This is a genomic window from Janthinobacterium sp. GW456P (assembly GCF_002127655.1).
In the GTDB taxonomy this organism is placed as follows: Bacteria; Pseudomonadota; Gammaproteobacteria; order Burkholderiales; family Burkholderiaceae_D; genus Janthinobacterium.
Genome location: NZ_NEHB01000024.1, coordinates 16990 through 36539 on the forward strand (window position 1 = coordinate 16990; position 19550 = coordinate 36539).

Here is a 19550-nt window from a genome sequence, read left to right on the forward strand (position 1 = left end):
CGCTCGCGCGGCCCGGTGTTTTTTATTGATGCAGCGTAAAGCTTAGGCCACCGCGACTTGCGGTGCGCGCGCTGGCGTGCGGCGGCGCAGGAAGGCCAGCAAGCCCAGGCCGGCCAGCAGCATGGCGTAGGTGCCTGGTTCCGGTACGGCCGACACGTTGACCGTGTTGAAGCCGGAACCGTTCATCGCGACGTGGCCATAATTGATCGAGCTGACCGAATTGGCGATCAGGGTGCCGTTCATGTCGCCCGAACCCGAGAACGCGCTGTGCGGCGCCAGGATGCTGCCATTGATGCCGACGTTCTGCAGGCTGGTGGTGGTGGCGTTGGCGAAGTTGAACAGCGTGCGGTTGGCGAAACTGGCGAAATTGTCGAAGCCGCCGCTCATGGTGATGTTGGTGGCCGTGCCGTTGATGATGATGCTGGCCGTGCTTTTCAGCGAGGACAAGTCCAGGGTCAGGTTATGCAGGTTCGACGCATCGATGTTGAAAATATTCACGTCGGCGTTGACATTGCCGACCAGGGTCATGTTGCCGTACTGCGAGATCACGGTGCCGTTCGATTGCAGCTTGGCCACGTCGCCCGACAGGGTCGTCAGTTGCTGCTTGGCGCCCGCGAAGTCCAGGGTGGAGGCGTTGCCTTTGCTGATGTTGTCTTTTGGAAACCACTGTGGCGCCGTCAGGGTGGCGTTAGGGTTGCTGACGCCGTACACGGCCGAACCGCTGAGCGTGCCCCAGCCCGTGTTCAGGTTGCCGCCGGCAACGACCGAATTGACGGCGCTGCCTGGCTTTTTATTCGTGCCGACGTTGTAGTTGTCGAGGTAGATATTGCCGCCAGCGGCAATGCTGCCGCCGACGCTGGTAAAGCCGCTGGCGCCGCTGCTGCCGATGTTGCCGAAGATGAAGGCCGAGTAGCCATTGGCGACGCCGAGGTCGACCACGGTGGCTTGCGCCGAAGCGCTGAAGGAAAAGGCGAACAGAGCGGCGCTGATGAGCGGCAAGGTGCGGGTAGCAAATAATTTCATGGACAATCTCATAGTCAATTAGGGGACGATTCGGGCGGGAAAGCAACACACCGCCATCGCGCAGACGGCTATTATAATATAAAAAACAATGTTAGTTCAATTTAGGTAATTAACTATATTTTAAAGCAACACTTTTCCTATAGTTAGCAATTGTCTGGCGGATATAAAAAAACCGGGGCTGGCCCGGTTTTTTGCTGCTTATCTGACGCGCTGGTACAGGCGGAAGCGTTCCACGTCATCCGTGGGGCGACGTCCTTCCCACAGCTTGATCCAGTCCGCACCGTGGTGTTCCGGCAGCTTTTCCTTGTTATCCGGAACTTTAATGCTGTCTTGCAACAAGAACACATCGCAATGCTGCTGGCCCACATTGGCAAACGGCAGGTGGCCGTAGTAGGCAAACGAGGCGCGCTGGGCGGCGCCGACATTGCTGTTGATGCAAGTCGTGCCCGGCGGCAGGTGGACGGAAATCTGGTGCGCGACGCTGGCGTAGCTCTTGCTGTAGTTCAGCGGCGGCAGGAACAGGGTCATGATCAGCACCCAGATCAGGATCAGGCCGCCGGATGACAGCACCACGGCGCGCCACAGCACGGCTGGCTGGCGCGAAATGCGCCAGTGCACCAGCGCCACCCAGCCCGCGCTGGCGCAGGCGGCGACGAAGAAGGCCAGCAAGTCCAGCTCGGGCTTGAAGCCTGGCATGAGTTTCAGGGCGTTATGCGACAGTTTCGGCGGCCAGCCCGTCAGGATGGCGAACCAGAACAGCCACAGCGCGAGGGCGCAGATGGTCAGCACCATCACGGAGAACCAGTCGATGGCGTTGATGGCGCCCCGTTTCATGGTCAGCAAGCCGAACGCGGCCATCACGGCCAGCGGCGGCAGCAGCGGCAGCAGCTGGCTCGGGTCGGGATCGGGATGGCACAGGCCCAGGATGGCCAGCATGGCGACAAAGGTCAGCGGCACGACGATGTGCAGCACGTGGTGCTGGCGGCGCCAGGCATACACGGCCCAGGCGGCGAAAGGCCAGGCGGGCCAAAAGAACCAGATGCCGACACGCCAGAAGTATTGCAGGCTTTTCAGGCTGGGGGCACTGAACTGGCGGTAATTCCATTCCATCCACGCTTGCAGCGGTGAATGGCCGTATGGCTGCAGCCATTCGCCCGGCAACAGCCAGACCAGGGTCAGCGCGATGCCGATCAGGATGGCCAGCGCCAGGTGGCGCACGCTGCGCAGCAGCGGCAGGCGCAGGAAGACGGTGCACAGCAGCAAGGCGATGCTCAGCGCCGCCGGCGTGATCCAGCCGCGCGCCAGGGTCAGGCCGCCCAGCGCCAGGCCCAGCAGGGCCGCATTGCGCACGGACGGGCCTTCCACGTAGCGCACGGCGCGGTATAGCAAATAGGCCATCAGGGACACGTACAGCGCTTCGGCCGTGATGTCGTGGCTGTGCTGCAGCAGGCCCAGGCAGCCCAGGTAGATGAGCACGGCGGCATCGGCCAGGGTGCGGCCGAAATCGTCCGGCTCGGGCTGGCCGCCGAAGGCCAGGCGCAGCGGCTGGGCGTCGTTGCGCCGGCCCAGGTTGAAGGCGGTGTACCAGACGGACAGGGTGCTGACGACGAAGATGCCGATGGTCGACATGCGCGCGCCGAAGACGTCGCCGTCGATCCAGCCGAACAGCTTGATGAAGATGGCGCCCAGCCAGAAGGCCAGCGGGCCTTCATCGGGCAGCGACAGGCCGGCGATGTTGGGCGACAGCCAGTCGTTCAGGCCGCCATGCGCCATGGTCCACATGATGCCGAAACTGGCGGCATCATCGTTCTTCCACGGTTCGCGGCCGATCAGGCCAGGCAGGATGTACAGCAGGCCGAGCGCAAACAAGGCCCATCGTGGCAGCGCGAGTGTGGCGGCGGCGGGAAGGCGGACTGGCTTCATCGATAATCGGTATCAGAATAGTGGCAAGACGCGACGAATGGCGTCGGGTATGCGCGAGTATAAAGTAAAGCGGCCAAAGACAAAAAAGGCAGCCGTGGCTGCCTTTTCTCTGGCAGCCGAAGCTGCCCTGTTTTGCCGCAAAGCGGCAAAAATCAGCCTGCTGCGACTGCGGTTTTCGAACCAACCGAACCGAACTTCTGACGGAACTTCTCGACGCGACCGGCGGTATCGACGATTTTGTGCTTGCCCGTGAAGAATGGGTGCGATTCAGCCGAAACCTCGATCTTCACCAGTGGGTAGTCTTTACCTTCGTGGTTGATCGTTTCGCGGGTTTGGATGGTCGAGCGGGTAACGAATTTGAAATCGCACGACAGATCGTGGAAAACAACTTCGCGGTATTCTGGATGGGTATCGACTTTCATGGTCTTCTCTCTAGTTTGGTAGCCAAACAGCACTTCGTCGGTCGTCTTGCTTCTTGACCCGATTGCCGATCACTTGCCAGGGTTAAAATAATGCAACCGTCGATTATATAGCGCTTTCGGGCCACAGGCAATAAAAAGCAGCGTGAGGAGCGGCGGCGTCGGATTACGGCCTGCGGCCTAATCCGACCTACACCTGGCGGCAATAAAAAAGCCGCTCAATGAGCGGCTTATGCCTTGGCGCATGCAGATGACTCCACCGGGGGGAGGGAAACCGTCGCGAGCAGGCCCGATATACGGCCGAGTAGCGCAGCTGTACGAAGGTACAGCGAGCAACACAGGCCGTAGAGCGGGCCGCGCAGCAGGTTTACCCCCCCCGGCGCATCATGTCGAAGAATTCGGCGTTGTTTTTGGTCGCCTTCATCTTGTCCAGAATGAACTCCATCGCCTCGATCTCGTCCATCGAGTACAGCAACTTGCGCAGGATCCAGATTTTTTGCAGCTCGTTCGGCTTGATCAGCAGTTCTTCGCGGCGGGTACCCGATTTGTTCAGGTTGATGGCCGGGTAGACGCGTTTTTCGGCCAGACGGCGCTCCAGATGCACTTCCATGTTGCCGGTGCCCTTGAATTCTTCAAAGATCACGTCATCCATGCGCGAACCCGTTTCGATCAGCGCCGTGGCGATGATGGTCAGCGAGCCGCCTTCTTCGATATTGCGCGCGGCGCCGAAGAAGCGTTTCGGGCGTTGCAGCGCGTTCGCGTCGACACCGCCGGTCAGGACCTTGCCCGAGGCCGGGATGACGGTGTTGTAGGCGCGCGCCAGGCGGGTGATCGAGTCGAGCAGGATCACCACGTCTTTTTTCATTTCGACCAGGCGCTTGGCTTTTTCCAGCACCATCTCGGCCACTTGCACGTGGCGCGTGGCCGGCTCGTCGAAGGTCGAGGCGACGACTTCGCCGCGTACCGAACGTTGCATTTCGGTCACTTCTTCCGGACGTTCGTCGATCAGCAGCACGATCAGCGTGATGTCCGGGTGATTTGCCGTGATCGCATGCGCGATGTGCTGCAGGATCACGGATTTGCCGGATTTCGGCGACGCCACCAGCAAGCCGCGCTGGCCTTTGCCGATCGGCGCGATCAGGTCGATGATGCGGCCGGTGATGTTTTCCTGGCCATTCATTTCACGTTCCAGGCGCAGCGGCTCGTTCGGGTGCAGCGGCGTCAGGTTTTCAAACAGGATGCGGTGTTTCGACATCTCCGGCGATTCGCCGTTGACCTTGTCGACTTTGACCAGTGCGAAATAGCGTTCGCCATCTTTCGGGGTCCGTACCTCGCCTTCGATCGAATCGCCGGTGTGCAGGTTGAAGCGGCGGATTTGCGAAGGGGAGATGTAAATATCGTCGGTGGACGCCATGTAGCTGGCGTCAGGCGAGCGCAGGAAGCCGAAGCCGTCAGGCAGCACTTCCAGGGCGCCGTCGCCAAAAATCTGTTCGCCGGACTTGGCGCGTTTTTTCAGGATAGCGAACATCAGCTCCTGTTTGCGCAAGCGGGCTGCGTTGTCAATGTCAAGACCGATCGCCATCTCAAGCAGGGCGGATACGTGTAGGGCCTTTAGTTCGGATAAATGCATATGTGTTGAGTGTCCCGAGACGGGATGTAAAGGTAGGGGAGGGGACTGCGTGGCGTTGATTAATTATTGGGGAAGGCTGTGCACGAATGATGGCAAAGCCCCTTCCCGGTCGTTCCAGTCAGGCGGCGCTGCGGGCGCAGCGCTGCCCATCATACATTAAATGTTGCTGTCGACGAAAGCGGTCAACTGGCCCTTGGCCATGGCGCCCACTTTTTGAGCTGCTGCAACACCATCCTTGAACAGGATCAGGGTCGGGATGCCGCGGATGCCGAACTTGGCAGGCACTGCCTGGTTGGCGTCCACGTCCATCTTGGCGATCACGATGCGGCCGGCGTATTCCTTGGCCACTTCTTCCAGGATCGGGGCGATGGCCTTGCAGGGACCGCACCATTCTGCCCAGAAGTCGACCAGTACTGGCAACTCGGATTTCAGGACGTCTGCTTCAAAAGATGCATCGCTAATGTGTTTGATATTTTCGCTCATATTTTCCTCAAATGAGGGTGGGATCAATAATGCCTGGAATTCACCATACGCTGGTTCGCCATCCATGCTTCCTGGAATGCAGTGAGAAGATGGGGGCAATGGGCACAAATTCAATGTTCTTGGAAGGTGCGACCAGAGGTATGCAGGCGGGGATGGCTGAAATAATAACCCATTTTTTCAAAGCGTGGCGATTATTGCAGAAAAACTTGAGGCATATCGCCAGCATATCGCTCCCGCGCGTGCCGCCAGGGCGGCAAAGCCGCATGCCTGCTGGCTTGCGGCGCCGTGTGCCGCCTCCCGGCCTGGCTCCGCGCTCAGGCTTGCGTGCCGGCCTGACGCGCCGTGTGCTGCAATTGCAAGTTCACCATGAGCTGCAATTCCGCGCTTTCCATCGGCTTGCGGAAGGTGCCTAATATATGCAGGCCGTTGGCCATGGCCAGGCGTTCGGCCGCCAGGCGCACGGCCGAATGCAGGCCCGACAGCAGGACTACGCCGCCGCGAAAGCCGTTTTCAGCCGCCATGCGCAAAAATTCGATGCCGTCGATGTCGGGCATGGACAGGTCGCAGATCAGCAGATCGGGCTGGTGCTGCTTCAGGGTCGACAGCGCCTGTTCGCTATGCGACTCGCAGCGGATGTCGAACGGGCCCATCTGCTCGAGCATGTCGCTGAGCACGTCGAGCATGAACACGTCGTCGTCCAGCAGCAGCACGCGCAATGGCGCCAGGCCTGCTTCGCTGTGTTCCCGGCTTGCTTGGTTTGATACAGTAGTCATCGTCCTGTCTTTCAGTTGATATGCATCGCTGTCGATGCCGATACCTTGCCCGCAACGCACTGGCGGTGGCTAATCGTCATTGGCAAAGCTGGTGTTATTCATGATTTGTTCGGTAATCTGTTCCAGCAGCGGCCACAGGCGCGCGACGATCTGCTGGGCCCGCTCTGCCTCGTCGGCCGCTTCGCCCGGCGCCAGCGTTTCCAGGTTGTGGCACAGTTCGGCCAGCCCCAGGGCGCCCACGGTGCGCGCCGACGACTTGATGCGGTGCCCCAGTTCGCGCACCTGGTGCACGTCGCCGCGCGCCAGGGCCGCATCGATGTCGCCAAAGCCATCCTGCGTCGTCTGCAGGAACTTGAAGGCGAATTTGCGCACCTTTTCCGGGTTGTAACCGAGCAACTTGGCCAGGATCGACAGGTCGATTACCTGCGGGTCGCCCGCCAGCGTCGTCTTGAAGGCGGGCGCGGCGCGCGTGCGCGCCGGTGGCGGCGGCGTGTCGCGCGCCGGCAGCCAGCTGGCGATGGTCTGGTACATCATGGCCGGCTGGATGGGCTTGGAAATGAAATCGTCCATGCCCGCGTCCAGGCAGCGCACGCGGTCTTCGCTGGTGGCCGTGGCCGTCATGGCCAGCACGCGCAGGTGTGCCAACTGCGGGTCGGCGCGGATGTGGCGCGTCGCCTGCAAGCCATCCATCAGCGGCATCTGCACGTCCATCAGCACGCAGTCGAACTGGGTCTGGCGCAGCAGGTCGAGCGCCTCCTCGCCATTGTTGGCCAGGCAGACGGAGGCGCCCGCTTCTTCCAGCAATTCCAGCGCCACTTGCTGATTAAACGTGTTGTCCTCCACCAGCAGGATGCGCGCATGCTTGAGCGTGCGCATCACCAGGGCCGCGTCGGCGCTGGCGCGCATGGCCGCCGCCGTCTGCACCATGCTGTCGAGCATGGCGGGCGCCGCCTGGTCGGAAATGCCCAGGTTGGCCGTGAACCAGAAGGTGCTGCCGGCGCCGGGACGGCTGTCGACGCCCACGTCGCCGCCCATCAGCTGCGCCAGCTGCTTGCAGATGGCCAGGCCCAGGCCCGTGCCGCCATATTCGCGCGTGGTCGAGGTGTCGGCCTGCTGGAAGGACTGGAACAGCTTGCTCATCTCGTCCTGCGACAGGCCGATGCCGTGGTCGCACACTTCAAAGCGCACCAGGCAGTGCTTGGCGTCCGCCACGACCTTGCGCACTTTCACGGTAATGCTGCCCTGTTCGCTGAACTTGATGGCGTTATTGGCGTAGTTGATCAGCACCTGCCCCAGGCGCAACGGGTCGCCCACGAGCACGGCCGGCAATTGCGGGTCGATCTCGAACAGCAGTTCCAGGTTCTTGCCGGCGGCGCGCGGCGCCACCACCGTCATCAAGGTTTGCACCACGTGGTCGAAACTGAAGTTGACGCGCTCGATCTCCAGCTTGCCCGCCTCGATTTTCGAGATGTCGAGGATGTCGTCGATGATGCCCAGCAAGTGTTCGCCGGCAAAGCGGATTTTTTCCAGGTAATCGCGCTGGCGCGGTTCCAGGTCCGTTTTCAAGGCCAGATACGCCATGCCGATCACGCCATTCATCGGCGTGCGGATTTCATGGCTCATGTTGGCCAGGAATTGCCCCTTCGCCAGGCTCGCTTCCTCTGCCACCTGCTTGGCCTGGTCCAGCTGCTCGGTGCGCTGCGCCACGCGCTCTTCCAGATGTTCATTCAGTTCGCGCAAGGCGCTCTCGCTGCGCTTGTGATACGTGATGTCCGTCAGACTGGCCACCACCATGCCCACCTTGCCGTATTCATCGCGGATGGCCTCGGTATTTACGGACAGCCACGACAGGCTGCCGTCGGGCTGCTGCACGCCCATCAGCACGTCGCGCATGGCCTCGCCCGTCGACAGGGTGATGTGCACGGGATGGCTGCGCTGGTCGAAGGCGGAACCGTCTTCGCGGATGGCTTGCCACAGGCTGTTGCCGGCCGGACTGGCCGCCAGCATGCGCTCGGCGGCGGCGTTGCTTTCCAGGATGTGGCCATGGCTGTCCTGCACCACCAGGCCGTTCGTCACGGCGCCGAAGACGGACGCCATGCGCTGGCTCGAGTTCGACAGGGCGATCGACGCCTGGCGCCGTTCCGTGATGTCGGTGATCATCGCCAGGGTGCCGCCCGGTTCGCCATTGTCCGACTGGATGCTGGTGCTCGACAGCAAGCCCCACAGGCTGGACTGATCCTTGCGGAAGAAACGGAAATCGACCTGGTCCGGCTGGCTGGCGGCACTGCCGTGGCTGGCCAGGCGGCGCTGCATCAGCAGCTGGCTGTCGCGGTCCATGAAGTCGAGCAAGGGGCGGCCCAGCATTTCCTGCACCGTGTAGCCCAGCATGTGCGCCATCTTCGGGTTGACGAAGGTGGTCTTGCCGTCCGCATCCGTCATCCAGATGCCTTCGGCGGCCGTCTGCACGATCAGGCGGTAGCGTTCCGAACTGGCGTGCAGGGCTTCCTCGGCGCGTTGCCGCTGCGTCATGTCGCGCAGCGAGACGATGGAAAACACTTGCCCGGCCATGCGCAGCGGCGACAGGCTGACCTTGGCGGGGAAGTGCGTGCCGTCGCGGCGGCGCGCCATCATCACCCGGCCTGGCAGACTGTGCCGCGCTTGCGGGTCGCCGACGGAGTGGCTTGCCGTGCTTTCCGGCACCAGTTGTTCCAGCGACATGCCCGTCAATTCGGCCAGCGGATAGCCGAAGCAGCGCGCGCCGATCTGGTTGGCGTAGTGCACCTTGCCTTCGACGTCGGCCACCAGCATGGCTTCGGGCGCCGCTTCCAGCATCGAGCGCATGCGCGATTGCTCATCCTGTTTGCGCTCGCTGATATCGCAGACGATGCCGCTGGCCTGCGTGGCGGCGCCATCCGAGGCGCGTGTCAGCACGGCGCCGCGCGCCAGCAGCCAGCGCCAGTGGCCGTCGCTGTGGCGCAAGCGGAATTCGCAATTGAAGGTGCCGGGCGCCTGGCCATCCAGATGCTGGCGAAAGGCCAGGCTCAGGCGCGCGCGGTCGTCGCGGTGCACTTCGGCCAGCCACTCGTCCAGTGCATGGTCGAGCCTGGCGCTTTTGTCGCCCAGCACGTCCTGGTACTGGGGCGCGAACTGTAGCCGGTCGGCCTGTCGCCGCCAGGTCCAGCCAGCCATGGCCGCACCGCGCAAGGCTTGCCCGGCGTCCTGTTCGGCCAGGGCATGCGCGGGCAGTAGCAGGCGGCGCAACTGTTGCCGCAGCCGCCAGGCTTGCCAGCAAGCCACTCCCGCCAGGGCGGTGGCGCTGGCGGCAGCGTAAGGCCACAGCAGTGTTGGCGCCATGCCGTGTACCGCCGCCTGCGCCGGCAACGAAAGCGTCATGCCTGCCGCCAGCATCGTATGCGCGAGCCGAAGCAGCGCAGGGCGCCGTCGGCGTGATGCGCTGAAACTCGTGTGGCTGCAATACGACAAATGCATCCCTTTCTGGGGCATGATGGAACTGGGCTGACAGTGCATGATGCGCGCTTAAATAAACGCCTGCGGCGCTTTCTGGCGGCAACTATAGCATCGAATATTTGCTCGGGGTATTTAAGTTCTGAAACAGCCAAAATGGGGTTTTTTTCGTCCCGGAATGGCCATTTTTTTCGCGGTTTGGTGAGAATTTGTGAGAAAGTTTGCGTGAAATCGTGCTACGGAATCAGCGATCTGTAGAGCACCTGATCAAACCGTCGCGAGCCGGTGAGCATCACAGGCCGCAAAGCGCGACGCGCGGCAGGTTCTTCCAGGTGTTCTTAGGCGAAACTTCCGGCGAATTGATAGCGGTGCCCGGGATGCCACATGGTGGCGATCGAGGCGATCTTGCCGCCCGAGCGCGTCTGGCGGCGCAGCACCAGGCAGGCCTGTTTCGTGTCGATGGCCAGCATTTCGGCGATGTCGCGCGGCGCCGACAGCGCTTCGATGCTGTAGGTGGCCCCTTGCAGGGGCGCGGCCGCCATCAGGTATTCGTTCGGCGTGATGCTGGAAAAGTCCTGCGTCATATAGTCGGGCGCGCACTCGGGATTGACCCAGCGGTCTTCCACCTGGATCGGCACGCCGTTTTCAAAATGCACGATCAGCGAGTGGAACAGCGGGTGTTCCGGCGGCAGGCCGAATTGCTTGGCCAGCAAATCCGAGGCTTTCGTACGTTCCAGCAATTGCAGGCTGCTGCGGTGGATATGTCCGCGCGCCCGCACTTCATCGGCGATACTCTTGATTTCCAACAAGGTCGCCTGGTATTTTTGCTGCGCCACATACGTGCCGGAACCCTGGCGCCGCGTCAGCACCTGTTCGCTGGTCAGTTCGCGCACGGCGCGGTTGACCGTCATGCGCGAGACGCCGAATTGCTTCACCAGCGCTTGCTCGGATGGAATCACGTCGCCTTCCTTCCAGCGTCCGGCGGCGATGCCGGCCAGCAGAAAATCCTTGATGCGCTGGAAAATGGGCGTATTTTCTTGTGTATTGTGATCGTCCAATGCGGTTTCTCCGGGGCGCGGGCAGGGCGCGCCGCCGGCTGGAGGCGCGATGGCCGATTTTAGCACCGAGCACGCCGCCTGCCGCCAGCCTTTTTTCGAATTCAAAAGCAAGCGCCGGAGTGTGGCGTGCACCGGTGCCGGCTATGCTGGCTACTTGTTATTGACCTGCACGGAGTTCGCCATGGAACACGCTTACCTGACTGACGATGAACGCTGGGACGCCCTGCAGCGGCGCGCGCCCGACGCCGACGGCGCCTTTTATTACTCGGTGCGCACGACGGGCGTATATTGCCGTCCGTCCTGCGCCGCGCGTCCCGCCTTGCGCCGCAACGTGGCCTTCCACGCCACGTGCGAGCAGGCGGAGGCGGCCGGTTTCCGCCCTTGCCTGCGCTGCAAACCGAACTTGCCGCCCCTGGCCCAGCGCCAGGCGGCCATCGTGGCCGACATCTGCCGTTTGATCGACGCCAGCGACGAGCTGCCCGACCTGGATGCGCTGGCGCAGGCGGCCGGCATGAGCCGCTTTCACTTCCATCGCGTCTTCAAGGCGCACACGGGCATCACGCCGAAAGCCTATGCGGCGGCGCGGCGCGGCGAGCGCCTGAAGGCCGGCTTGCAGGGCGCGGCGAACGTCACGCAAACCTTGTATGCGGCCGGCTTCAATTCCAGCGGCCGCCTGTACGCCGCCACGCCTGGCTTGCTGGGCATGACGCCGGGCGCATTCCGTGCCGGCGGCAGTGGCGCCGTGATCCGCTTCGCCATCGCGCAGTGTTCGCTGGGCGCCCTCCTCGTAGCCAGTACGGAGAAGGGCATCTGCGCGATCTTGATCGACGACGACCCGGAAGTGCTGCTGCGCGACTTGCAGGACCGCTTTCCGCAAGCCGAGCTGCGCGGTGCCGAGCCCGACTATGAACAGACGGTGGCGCAGGTGGTGGGACTGGTCGAGGCGCCGGGCCTGGGCCTGGACTTGCCGCTCGACGTGCGCGGCACGGTGTTCCAGCAGCGCGTATGGCAAGCCTTGCGCGAGATTCCCGCCGGCAGCACCGTCAGCTATGCCGAGCTGGCCCGCCGCATCGGCGCGCCGAAAGGCGCGCGCGCCGTGGCGGGCGCCTGCGCCGCCAATGCGCTGGCCGTCGCCATCCCCTGCCACCGGGTCGTGCGCAACGATGGCGCGCTGTCCGGCTACCGCTGGGGCGTGGAACGCAAGCAGGCGCTGCTGGAACGCGAGGGCGAGCGGTGAGGGCGCTCGACTGGCGGCAGCTCGAGGAGGAGCTGAACCGGTACGGCTGCGCCGTCGTGCCGCGCTTGCTCAATCCCGCGCAGTGCGCGGCGCTGACGGCGCAGTATGGCGATGCGTCGCGTTTTCGCAGCAGGGTGGTGATGCAGCGCCATGGCTTCGGCCAGGGCGAGTACCAGTACTGGGCGCATCCGCTGCCGGACCTGGTGGCCGCCTTGCGCGAACAGTTCTATGGGCCGCTGGCGACGATTGCCAACCGCTGGCACGCCAGCATGGGCCTGGACGCGCGCTTTCCGTCCAGCCACGCCGATTTTCTCGCGCGCTGCCATGCGGCGGGGCAGACGCGGCCCACGCCCTTGCTCTTGCGCTATCGCGAGGGCGATTACAACTGCCTGCACCAGGACCTGTATGGCGAGCACGTGTTTCCGCTGCAGCTGGCCGTTCTGCTGTCGCGCCCGCAAGACGATTTCACGGGCGGCGAGTTCGTGCTGACGGAGCAGCGCCCGCGCATGCAGTCGCGCGCCGAAGTCGTGCCCCTGGCGCAGGGTGACGCCGTGATCTTTCCCGTGGCGCTGCGCCCCGTCAACGGCACGCGGGGCAGTTACCGCGTCAACATGCGCTATGGCGTGTCGCGCCTGCGCTCGGGCACGCGCCACACCCTGGGCATCATTTTTCATGATGCGAGCTGAACGGTAGGTGCGGCGCTTGAGTTTCCGCAATTACATGGCATGATGGCTCACCTTGTCACTCTTTCATTTCTGCCATGTCCGCGTTGCTCCGCCTGTTGTGCCTGTTGACGATCTTTCTGCTGCCCGCAGCCCACGCGGACGAGGGCGCATCCTCGCTCGTTGCGGAAGCCGCGACCGCCATCGCGCCGTCGCAGGCTGCCATCGTCAAGACGGCGCCGCTGATGTTTGCCAACCGCAAGGTCTTCGTCTTCCGCGCCGCGCTGGCCGGCTATCCGCCCGATGAACGGGCCATCGGCGCGCAGCGCCGCCTGGAAAGCGTGCTGGCGAAAAACGGTCCCTTGCAGGCGAGCACGCGGATCATTCCCGAAGGCACGCAAGTGCTGCTCGATGGCGTGCAACTGTTCGTCGTCGTGCCTGGCGACGTCAACTTGCTGGCCGGCGACACGACGGAAAGCGTGGCGAAAACGGCGGCCGGCGAGTTGAGCAAGGCCGTGGCTGACTATCGCGAACAGGGCAGCTGGCGCTACCTGGCGATCGCCGCCGCCGTGTGCGCGGCCGCCACCCTCGTGTTCTGGCTGGTGTGGATGGGTCTGACGCGCTTTTACCGCTGGGCCAAGCGCCGCAGCGGCATCCTGCTGGCCTCGCGCCTGCGCGACGTGCGCCTGAAGAATGTGCGCGTGCTCGACGCCGAACACTACATCGCCTTCGCGTATCAACTGCTGAGCGCCGTGCTGTGGGGCTTGCGCCTGATGGCCACCTATCTGTGGGCCGCCTTCGTGCTGGGCCGCCTGCCCTACACGCGCTCCTGGGGCGAAAGCCTGAGCGGCTATCTGTTCGACGTGGCTGCCGATGTTTTCCACGCCATCATCGGCGCCTTGCCGGGGCTGGTGCTGGTATGCGTGATCTTCGCCATCGCGCGCCTGATCGCCGCCACGGCCGCCTCGCTGTTCAAGCGCGTGGAAAGCGGCGAATTGCAGATCGGCTGGCTAGACAAGGATACGGCCCTGCCCACGCGCCGCATCGCCAGCGTGGTGATCTGGCTGTTCGCGCTGGCCATGGCGTATCCGTACCTGCCCGGTTCGCACACGGCCGCCTTCCAGGGACTTTCCGTGCTGGTCGGCCTGATGGTGTCAATCGGCGCATCGAGCATCGTGGGCCAGGGCGCCAGCGGCCTGATCCTGATGTACACGCGCGCCCTGCGCAAGGGGGAATATGTGCGCGTGGGCGACAGCGAAGGCACGGTGGTCGAGCTCGGTATGTTCGAGACGCGTTTGCGCACGGGACTCGGCGAGGAAGTCGCCTTGCCGAACGCCTGGGTGATGTCGCAAACGACAAAGAATTATTCGCGCGCCCAGCCCGGCGGCGGCTTCGTGCTCGACTCCACCGTCACCATCGGCTACGCCACGCCCTGGCGGCAAGTGCACGCCATGCTGGAACTGGCCGCCTCGCGCACGCCGGAACTGTCGACCACGCCGAAACCGTACGTGATGCAGCTGGCCTTGCAGGATTACTACGTGCAATATCGTCTCGTCGCCTATGCCAGCGCCGAAGTCCCCCGCCAGCGTGCCGAAGTGCTGAACCGCTTGCACCAGAACATCATCGACGTCTTCAACGAATTCGACGTGCAGATCACCTCGCCGCACTATATCGACGACCCGAAAGAGTCGCACGTGGTGCCGCCCGGTGAATGGTTCCGGGCGCCGGCGAGGCGGGGGGAGGAAACGATTGAGGTGGTTCCGTCCAAGTCTTCTTGAGCGCGAGGAGTGGTCTGTGCGTGACGGATGTCATGGCACGCGCTATCTTGGTTTTTCCTCGGGCGCACAAATATTTTTGCTATTTTTCAGCTGAATCACCTGGAAGCCTCCGGCGGGTGCCGTGAGCAGGCAGAAATCTGCCGAGTAGCGCGAAGTGGGATCGGACGCGGATGGCGGCCGTCCCAGGAAGGATACGCCATACACTTTACCCGCAAGCAGCGGCGCGGCATCGCTGCTCTCGGCCCCCTCGGGAGCCTTGCCGTAGCGCACGCATCCCTTGTTTGGCAGACGATAGCTGGGGTCGCCAAATGAGGCATTGGGAAACATGACCGTCCATACATCTTTCCAGCCATTCGGCCCAGGTGTGCTGATCGTCAGCATCTTCAGGCTGACAGGCCCCCTTGAACGTTCCTCTTCAGTGGCAATCTTGAAGCAGGGCAGGCCCGCTTCCGTGATGACGGCGGCGCGGCCCATGCGCGACCATGCCGAGGCATCGATGGCCGTCAGGGTGGCAAGCAGGAATAACAGTGTGTGACGATATGGCATGGTGATCCTCGCACTATCTGATGAGCAAATGTTCCGGGCAACTATCCTGTTTCCACGCTGGCGTGTCGCTGCCAATGGCGATGATTTTTCGTTCACCAGTGGCCGTGGCTACTATGCAAAACTTTCCCATGTAGCCATAGGTGGGGTCGGAAGGATCATTTGGTCTTCCATTGAGGAAAATGCTGTAGACCCGTCCTGTTTGCAGTTGAGGGGCGGGCATGCCGTTCGCTCCCTGGGGAAGGTCACCATACCGAAGGCAGCTTTTTGACGAGAGCGGTACTTTTTTTCCACCAGTCATATAAAAACTCCACATACCAACGACGGGCTTTTCTGACAGGTCTGAAATGCTGAGTGCTCCCAGGAGTGGCTGGCCGTTACGTTTCTCTTCCGTTTGTGAGATTGTGAAGCAGGGCGTGCCATTCACTGAATTGATTTCAGCATCGGCGATGCGTGATGTTGCACAGGCATGCAGGCTGAGGAACATGAGGAGTCTGAACAGGGCATTCTGCTGCAAGGAGATCATGTTTTTCCTATTTCTGAACGGGGCAGATTTCATCTATCCAGGCTTGGCTATCGCTGTCGATAAGAAGAATCTTGCGCTCACCGGAGATACCTGTCATCAAGCAAAATTTCCCGACGTAACCGCGAGTAGGATCTGAAGGATCGGCTGGCCCACCGTTCAGGAAGACGTCATACATGCGCCCCGTTTTCAGCGGCGGAGCTTTGGGTGGCTTGACCTCTGCCGTTGCTGGAGCAAGCCCATACAAAAGGCAGGACTTGGCATGCACAGGGATAGTTGCTGTGCCCGGTAAAAGAAAAGACCATACTTTGACTGCAGGCTTGACGGATACATCTGTCAGTACGACCGCACTAATCTGCGGAACCCCGTTGCGTGCTCCTTCCTTTTCAGAAATAGAGAAACAGGGAATGCCGTTTTTTAGCTGTACTTCCGCGTATGCCATGCGGGACATGCCGAAAGCGTCATGGTATGTCAAACAAAGGCTCGTGCTCAGCATTACGGCCGGGCAGATTTGCCTTGCTTTTCCTATCTTTGAAAAAATCATGTAATACCTCTTCATAAAGTTGTAGGGAGTGTTGATATTTCGGTTGGCGCATTGCGTCTGGATCTTTTAAATACTTCAGTGTGTGATAGTCTGCGAGCAGGTCACCTTGTGCTTCCATGTTGTAATCCGATAATTTTTTCTTCGGTAGTAGTACATACTTGTAATCCAAACCTAGCCTGACAAGTCCCCGTATCGCCACTGGATAATTCAATTGATGCTGCCAAACATGCACCATTTCATGCATGAACCAGTTTTTTGGCCTTGGCTTTTCCTTTGAAAAATCTTCTCGAAATTCCGACTCATGAAAGTAAATCTCCCCATCCGGCGTCATGGCCACGTTCTTCGGCTGTAAACCGAACCACAAATACGGTTCGCCATGCACCTTGACCTTGCCGTAGTCGATCGCGTCCTGGAACAGCATCCACGCCATGTCGATCTCGCCACTGGTCAGCGGGCGAACCTTGTCCTTGACTTTGACCAGTTTGACGGACGAACCGACGTCCTTGTCGGTCGTCTTGACGCCATCGAGCTGGACGACCTTGACGGCTGGCGCCGCGTGTTTCGGGGCGTTGGCGCAGCACGGCGATTTGTCCGCGTGGGGCAGGAATTCGGTCTGGGTAATCACTGCTTCCTGCTTGCTGGCCACGCGCCCCGTGCGTCCCTTCGCATCCGTCGTCCCCGTCCACGTTTCGCCATTGCTCAAGGTGAGCCGGTAGTCGGCGTGCGCAAGCGGCACCTTGTTTTGCGAGACGAATTCCAGCTGTTCGTCGTAGCCGCAGCATCAGCATTCGTCGGGCTGGCCGGCCAGGCGGTGCAGTTCGCAGCCGCTTGTCGCGTTGCGCAGGGTGGCGCCCAGCACGGGCTGGCCATCGGCGCTGAAGGTGACGATCATGCTGTCGAAGCGCGCGCCGAAGCTGTTCTTGTAGTGCGTGACGAGCTTGAAGAACACGTCGCAGCCGGTGGTGCTGATGACATGGTGCCTGGCCATGGAGGGCTCCGCGATAAAACGCCAGCGTAGGCCAGCGGCGGCGGGGAGGTATTGACTGGGCGCAAGGCTTGGGTGCTTGCGTTAAGATGCCGGGCGTCGCAATAAAAAGATACAACGAACAGAAAGAGAACCCATGTCCAGCGCCCCCCATACTGAAGCATCGCAAGCCGCCCGCAGTCTGGCCGCCGCCCTGATCGGCGACCCGTTTTACCGCGCCGTCACGGTGGCGTGCGGCGAGGACGAGGTGGCGCGGCTGGAAATGCTGGTGACTTATTTTGCGCTGGCGCTGGCCGAAGGCCGGCAGGCGGGCCGCGTCGACCTGACTGATGACGGGGGCAGTGGCGCCGCCATCTGGACAACGGATACGCCGGTAGCCGAGCGCCAGGCCGCGTACGCGCAGCGCGAAGACGCCTTGCGCATGCTACTGGGGGAGCGCGGCTTTGCACACTTTTCGGCCATCGTCGAAAACATGGAGCACGCGCTGGCATCGCACGACTTGGGCGCGGCCTGGTATTTGTCGATCGCCGGCATCGCCCCGGACGCGCAGGGGCGGGGACTGGGCGTGTCCGTGCTGGCGCCGGGGCTGGCGGCCGTCGATGCGGCGGGCGCCGCGTGCTTCCTGGAGACCTACAACGAACGCAGCCTGCCGTTTTATGCCCGGATGGGCTTCGCGGTGGCGGGGCGTTACGCGGAAGCCGTCACGGGTTGCGATTACTGGCTGATGCTGCGGCAACCCACTGCTGCCTGATTGACCATTTTGCCAATTTCTATACACTCGTCTTTTCGCTCATTGACTGAATAAAAGACCTGGAGATGGAAATGCCGATACTGCCACTGCGCCGCACCCTGCTCACGCTCGCCTGCCTGGGCGCCCTCGCGCTGCCCCATGCCCACGCCGATACCATCATCCACAATGCCAACGGCTACACGCTCGACGCAGCCGGCAAGGTGCTGCGCTTCACGGCGCTGGCGTTTGACGATACGGGCAAGCTGCTGGCCGTCGGCAGCGCCGCGCAGGTGAAGCGCAAGGCGGCCAAGGGCGCCACCCACGTCGACGTGCAGGGCAAGACCGTGCTGCCTGGGCTGATCGACGCGCACGGCCACGTGTTCGGCCTGGGGACGATCGCCAGCGGCGTGATGCTGTACGGTTCGTCGTCGCTGCAGGCCGCCGTGCAGGCCGTGGGCGACTTCGCCCGCGCGCATCCCGAGCGCAGCTGGGTCGTCGGCAATGGCTGGAACCAGGAAATCTGGAAGCTGGGGCGCTTTCCCACGGCCGCGGAACTCGATGCGGCGGAAAGCGCGCGGCCCGTATGGCTGCGCCGGGTCGATGGCCACGCGGGCTGGGCCAACAGCCGTGCGCTGGCGCTGGCCGGTATCACGCGCGCCACGCCGGATCCGGCCGGCGGCAAGATCGAACGCGATGCGGATGGCAATGCCACCGGCGTGCTGGTCGATAATGCCATGGACTTGATGGATGCCGTGCTGCCCAAGCCGGGCGACGTGGAAAACCGCGCCGCCCTCGATGGCGCGCTGGCGCAGCTGTCGCAGGCGGGCCTGACCAGCGTGCACGATGCGGGCATCGGCCAGATGCAGGACCGGCTGTTCCGCGATTACGCGGATCACGGCAAGCTGACGGTGCGCGTGTACGGCATGATTGCCGACACGACGGAAGACTTCGACGCATTGTCGAAAAGCGGCCCATTAAAAAGCTATGCGCGCGACATGTACGCCTTGCGCGCCGTGAAACTGCTGTCCGACGGCGCCCTGGGCAGCCGCGGCGCCGCCCTGCTGGCGCCCTACAGCGACGATCCGACCACCAGCGGCCTGCTGTTCTACAAGGACGCCGCCATGCGCGCGAAGATGGAAAAAGCCATGCGCGCCGGCTACCAGGTGAACGTGCACGCCATCGGCGACGCGGGCAACCATCAGATTCTCGACGGCTACCAGACCTTGATGGCGCAATACCATAGCGCGGGCCTGCGCCACCGCATGGAGCACGCGCAAGTAGTGCAGTTGTCCGATATCCCCCGTTTCAAGACTCTGGGGATCGTGCCGTCGATGCAGCCCACGCACGCCACGTCCGACCAGAACATGGCGGAGCAGCGCGTGGGCCACGAGCGCATCCAGGGCGCGTATGCGTGGCGCACCTTCCTTGCGCAAGGCTCGCGCATCGCCTGCGGATCGGACTTTCCCATCGAGTCGCCGAACCCGTTCGAGGGCATCCACGCGGCCGTCACGCGGCAAAACAGCGAGGGGTTCCCGGCCGGCGGCTGGTATCCGCGGCAAGCCATGACGGTGACCGAAGCGCTGCGCTGCTTCACGCTGGACGCGGCCTGGGCGGCGCACCAGGACAAGGTCATCGGCACCCTGCAAGCGGGCAAATGGGCCGACTTCGTCGTCGTCGACCAAGACCTGTTCAAGGTGGCGCCGGCCGCGATTGGCAAGACGCAGGTGCTGCAGACGTGGGTGGCGGGCAAGCGCGTGTTCGAGAAAAAATAGGC

18 protein-coding genes are annotated in these 19550 nt (G+C 62.5%); 5 read left to right on the top strand and 13 right to left on the bottom strand.

Annotated features, from left to right (window positions below; genetic code table 11):
* Positions 1–42: 42 nt before the first annotated feature.
* The 8 genes from CBW66_RS20225 to hutC form a co-directional block, all read right to left on the bottom strand.
* Positions 43–1023, bottom strand: a complete 981-nt coding sequence (locus CBW66_RS20225) for a choice-of-anchor A family protein (RefSeq protein ID WP_086137206.1) — start codon at positions 1021–1023, stop codon at positions 43–45.
* 198 nt (positions 1024–1221) lie between these two features.
* Positions 1222–2946, bottom strand: coding sequence for a glycosyltransferase family 39 protein (locus CBW66_RS20230; protein ID WP_086137205.1), 1725 nt, complete (start codon positions 2944–2946; stop codon positions 1222–1224).
* A gap of 152 nt (positions 2947–3098) precedes the next feature.
* Positions 3099–3368 carry a type B 50S ribosomal protein L31 gene (locus CBW66_RS20235; protein WP_086137204.1) on the bottom strand — a complete coding sequence of 90 codons (270 nt, stop codon included), beginning with the start codon at positions 3366–3368 and terminating at the stop codon, positions 3099–3101.
* Positions 3369–3732: 364 nt separating this feature from the next.
* Entirely contained in the window at positions 3733–4995 is a 1263-nt protein-coding gene (gene rho, locus CBW66_RS20240; RefSeq protein ID WP_034746249.1) for a transcription termination factor Rho, read from the bottom strand.
* A 156-nt stretch (positions 4996–5151) separates the two neighbouring features.
* The gene (gene trxA / locus CBW66_RS20245; protein WP_086137203.1) at positions 5152–5478 is read right to left on the bottom strand and encodes a thioredoxin TrxA; all 327 of its coding nucleotides are present in this window, start codon (positions 5476–5478) and stop codon (positions 5152–5154) included.
* A gap of 314 nt (positions 5479–5792) precedes the next feature.
* Positions 5793–6251 carry a response regulator gene (locus tag CBW66_RS20250; RefSeq protein WP_086137202.1) on the bottom strand — a complete coding sequence of 153 codons (459 nt, stop codon included), beginning with the start codon at positions 6249–6251 and terminating at the stop codon, positions 5793–5795.
* A 69-nt stretch (positions 6252–6320) separates the two neighbouring features.
* Positions 6321–9644 carry a PAS domain-containing hybrid sensor histidine kinase/response regulator gene (locus CBW66_RS20255; RefSeq protein ID WP_086137236.1) on the bottom strand — a complete coding sequence of 1108 codons (3324 nt, stop codon included), beginning with the start codon at positions 9642–9644 and terminating at the stop codon, positions 6321–6323.
* Positions 9645–10054: 410 nt separating this feature from the next.
* Positions 10055–10774, bottom strand: a complete 720-nt coding sequence (hutC, locus tag CBW66_RS20260) for a histidine utilization repressor (protein ID WP_086137201.1) — start codon at positions 10772–10774, stop codon at positions 10055–10057.
* 181 nt (positions 10775–10955) lie between these two features.
* Here hutC and ada point away from each other — a divergent pair, with 181 nt between their 5' ends.
* The 3 genes from ada to CBW66_RS20275 all read left to right on the top strand — a co-directional run bounded on the left by ada (position 10956) and on the right by CBW66_RS20275 (position 14451).
* Positions 10956–12011, top strand: a complete 1056-nt coding sequence (gene ada, locus CBW66_RS20265) for a bifunctional DNA-binding transcriptional regulator/O6-methylguanine-DNA methyltransferase Ada (protein WP_086137235.1) — start codon at positions 10956–10958, stop codon at positions 12009–12011.
* Positions 12008–12697, top strand: a complete 690-nt coding sequence (locus CBW66_RS20270; protein WP_086137200.1) for a 2OG-Fe(II) oxygenase — start codon at positions 12008–12010, stop codon at positions 12695–12697. The genes ada and CBW66_RS20270 overlap by 4 nt, the downstream gene beginning before the upstream one ends.
* 74 nt (positions 12698–12771) lie before the next feature.
* Positions 12772–14451, top strand: a complete 1680-nt coding sequence (locus CBW66_RS20275) for a mechanosensitive ion channel family protein (RefSeq protein WP_086137199.1) — start codon at positions 12772–12774, stop codon at positions 14449–14451.
* Between the two features lie 42 nt (positions 14452–14493).
* Here CBW66_RS20275 and CBW66_RS20280 read toward each other — a convergent pair whose 3' ends face one another.
* From CBW66_RS20280 to CBW66_RS20295, 5 genes are read right to left on the bottom strand one after another with little or no spacing between them, the layout of a single operon-like run.
* Positions 14494–14997 (bottom strand): hypothetical protein, encoded by a 504-nt coding sequence (locus tag CBW66_RS20280; protein WP_086137198.1) that lies wholly within the window; start codon positions 14995–14997, stop codon positions 14494–14496.
* A gap of 13 nt (positions 14998–15010) precedes the next feature.
* Positions 15011–15520 carry a hypothetical protein gene (locus CBW66_RS28645; protein WP_139841578.1) on the bottom strand — a complete coding sequence of 170 codons (510 nt, stop codon included), beginning with the start codon at positions 15518–15520 and terminating at the stop codon, positions 15011–15013.
* 7 nt (positions 15521–15527) lie between these two features.
* The gene (locus CBW66_RS28650; protein WP_139841577.1) at positions 15528–15968 is read right to left on the bottom strand and encodes a hypothetical protein; all 441 of its coding nucleotides are present in this window, start codon (positions 15966–15968) and stop codon (positions 15528–15530) included.
* Positions 15969–15978: 10 nt separating this feature from the next.
* A complete protein-coding gene (locus tag CBW66_RS29490; protein WP_086137197.1) occupies positions 15979–16797 on the bottom strand; it encodes a hypothetical protein in 819 nt (272 codons plus the stop codon).
* 45 nt (positions 16798–16842) lie between these two features.
* The gene (locus tag CBW66_RS20295) at positions 16843–17049 is read right to left on the bottom strand and encodes a hypothetical protein (protein ID WP_086137196.1); all 207 of its coding nucleotides are present in this window, start codon (positions 17047–17049) and stop codon (positions 16843–16845) included.
* A gap of 133 nt (positions 17050–17182) precedes the next feature.
* On the opposite strand from CBW66_RS20295, the gene CBW66_RS20300 reads away from it, so the two are divergent.
* Positions 17183–17797: a GNAT family N-acetyltransferase gene (locus tag CBW66_RS20300; RefSeq protein ID WP_086137195.1), complete on the top strand. Its 615-nt coding sequence runs from the start codon at positions 17183–17185 to the stop codon at positions 17795–17797.
* 71 nt (positions 17798–17868) lie between these two features.
* Positions 17869–19548 (top strand): amidohydrolase, encoded by a 1680-nt coding sequence (locus CBW66_RS20305; protein WP_086137194.1) that lies wholly within the window; start codon positions 17869–17871, stop codon positions 19546–19548.
* Positions 19549–19550 lie beyond the last annotated feature (2 nt).

Excerpts from the sequence above, each read along its gene's own strand:
- CBW66_RS20275 (WP_086137199.1), top strand. The coding sequence starts at position 12,772 with ATGTCCGCGTTGCTCCGCCTGTTGTGCCTGTTGACGATCTTTCTGCTG.
- CBW66_RS20225 (WP_086137206.1), bottom strand. The coding sequence starts at position 1,023 with ATGAAATTATTTGCTACCCGCACCTTGCCGCTCATCAGCGCCGCTCTG.
- CBW66_RS20230 (WP_086137205.1), bottom strand. The coding sequence starts at position 2,946 with ATGAAGCCAGTCCGCCTTCCCGCCGCCGCCACACTCGCGCTGCCACGA.
- CBW66_RS20255 (WP_086137236.1), bottom strand. The coding sequence starts at position 9,644 with ATGACGCTTTCGTTGCCGGCGCAGGCGGCGGTACACGGCATGGCGCCA.
- CBW66_RS20250 (WP_086137202.1), bottom strand. The coding sequence starts at position 6,251 with ATGACTACTGTATCAAACCAAGCAAGCCGGGAACACAGCGAAGCAGGC.
- CBW66_RS20300 (WP_086137195.1), top strand. The coding sequence starts at position 17,183 with ATGTCCAGCGCCCCCCATACTGAAGCATCGCAAGCCGCCCGCAGTCTG.
- CBW66_RS20295 (WP_086137196.1), bottom strand. The coding sequence starts at position 17,049 with ATGGCCAGGCACCATGTCATCAGCACCACCGGCTGCGACGTGTTCTTC.
- CBW66_RS28650 (WP_139841577.1), bottom strand. The coding sequence starts at position 15,968 with ATGTCCCGCATGGCATACGCGGAAGTACAGCTAAAAAACGGCATTCCC.
- rho (WP_034746249.1), bottom strand. The coding sequence starts at position 4,995 with ATGCATTTATCCGAACTAAAGGCCCTACACGTATCCGCCCTGCTTGAG.
- CBW66_RS20235 (WP_086137204.1), bottom strand. The coding sequence starts at position 3,368 with ATGAAAGTCGATACCCATCCAGAATACCGCGAAGTTGTTTTCCACGAT.
- CBW66_RS20305 (WP_086137194.1), top strand. The coding sequence starts at position 17,869 with ATGCCGATACTGCCACTGCGCCGCACCCTGCTCACGCTCGCCTGCCTG.
- ada (WP_086137235.1), top strand. The coding sequence starts at position 10,956 with ATGGAACACGCTTACCTGACTGACGATGAACGCTGGGACGCCCTGCAG.
- trxA (WP_086137203.1), bottom strand. The coding sequence starts at position 5,478 with ATGAGCGAAAATATCAAACACATTAGCGATGCATCTTTTGAAGCAGAC.
- CBW66_RS28645 (WP_139841578.1), bottom strand. The coding sequence starts at position 15,520 with ATGATCTCCTTGCAGCAGAATGCCCTGTTCAGACTCCTCATGTTCCTC.
- CBW66_RS20280 (WP_086137198.1), bottom strand. The coding sequence starts at position 14,997 with ATGCCATATCGTCACACACTGTTATTCCTGCTTGCCACCCTGACGGCC.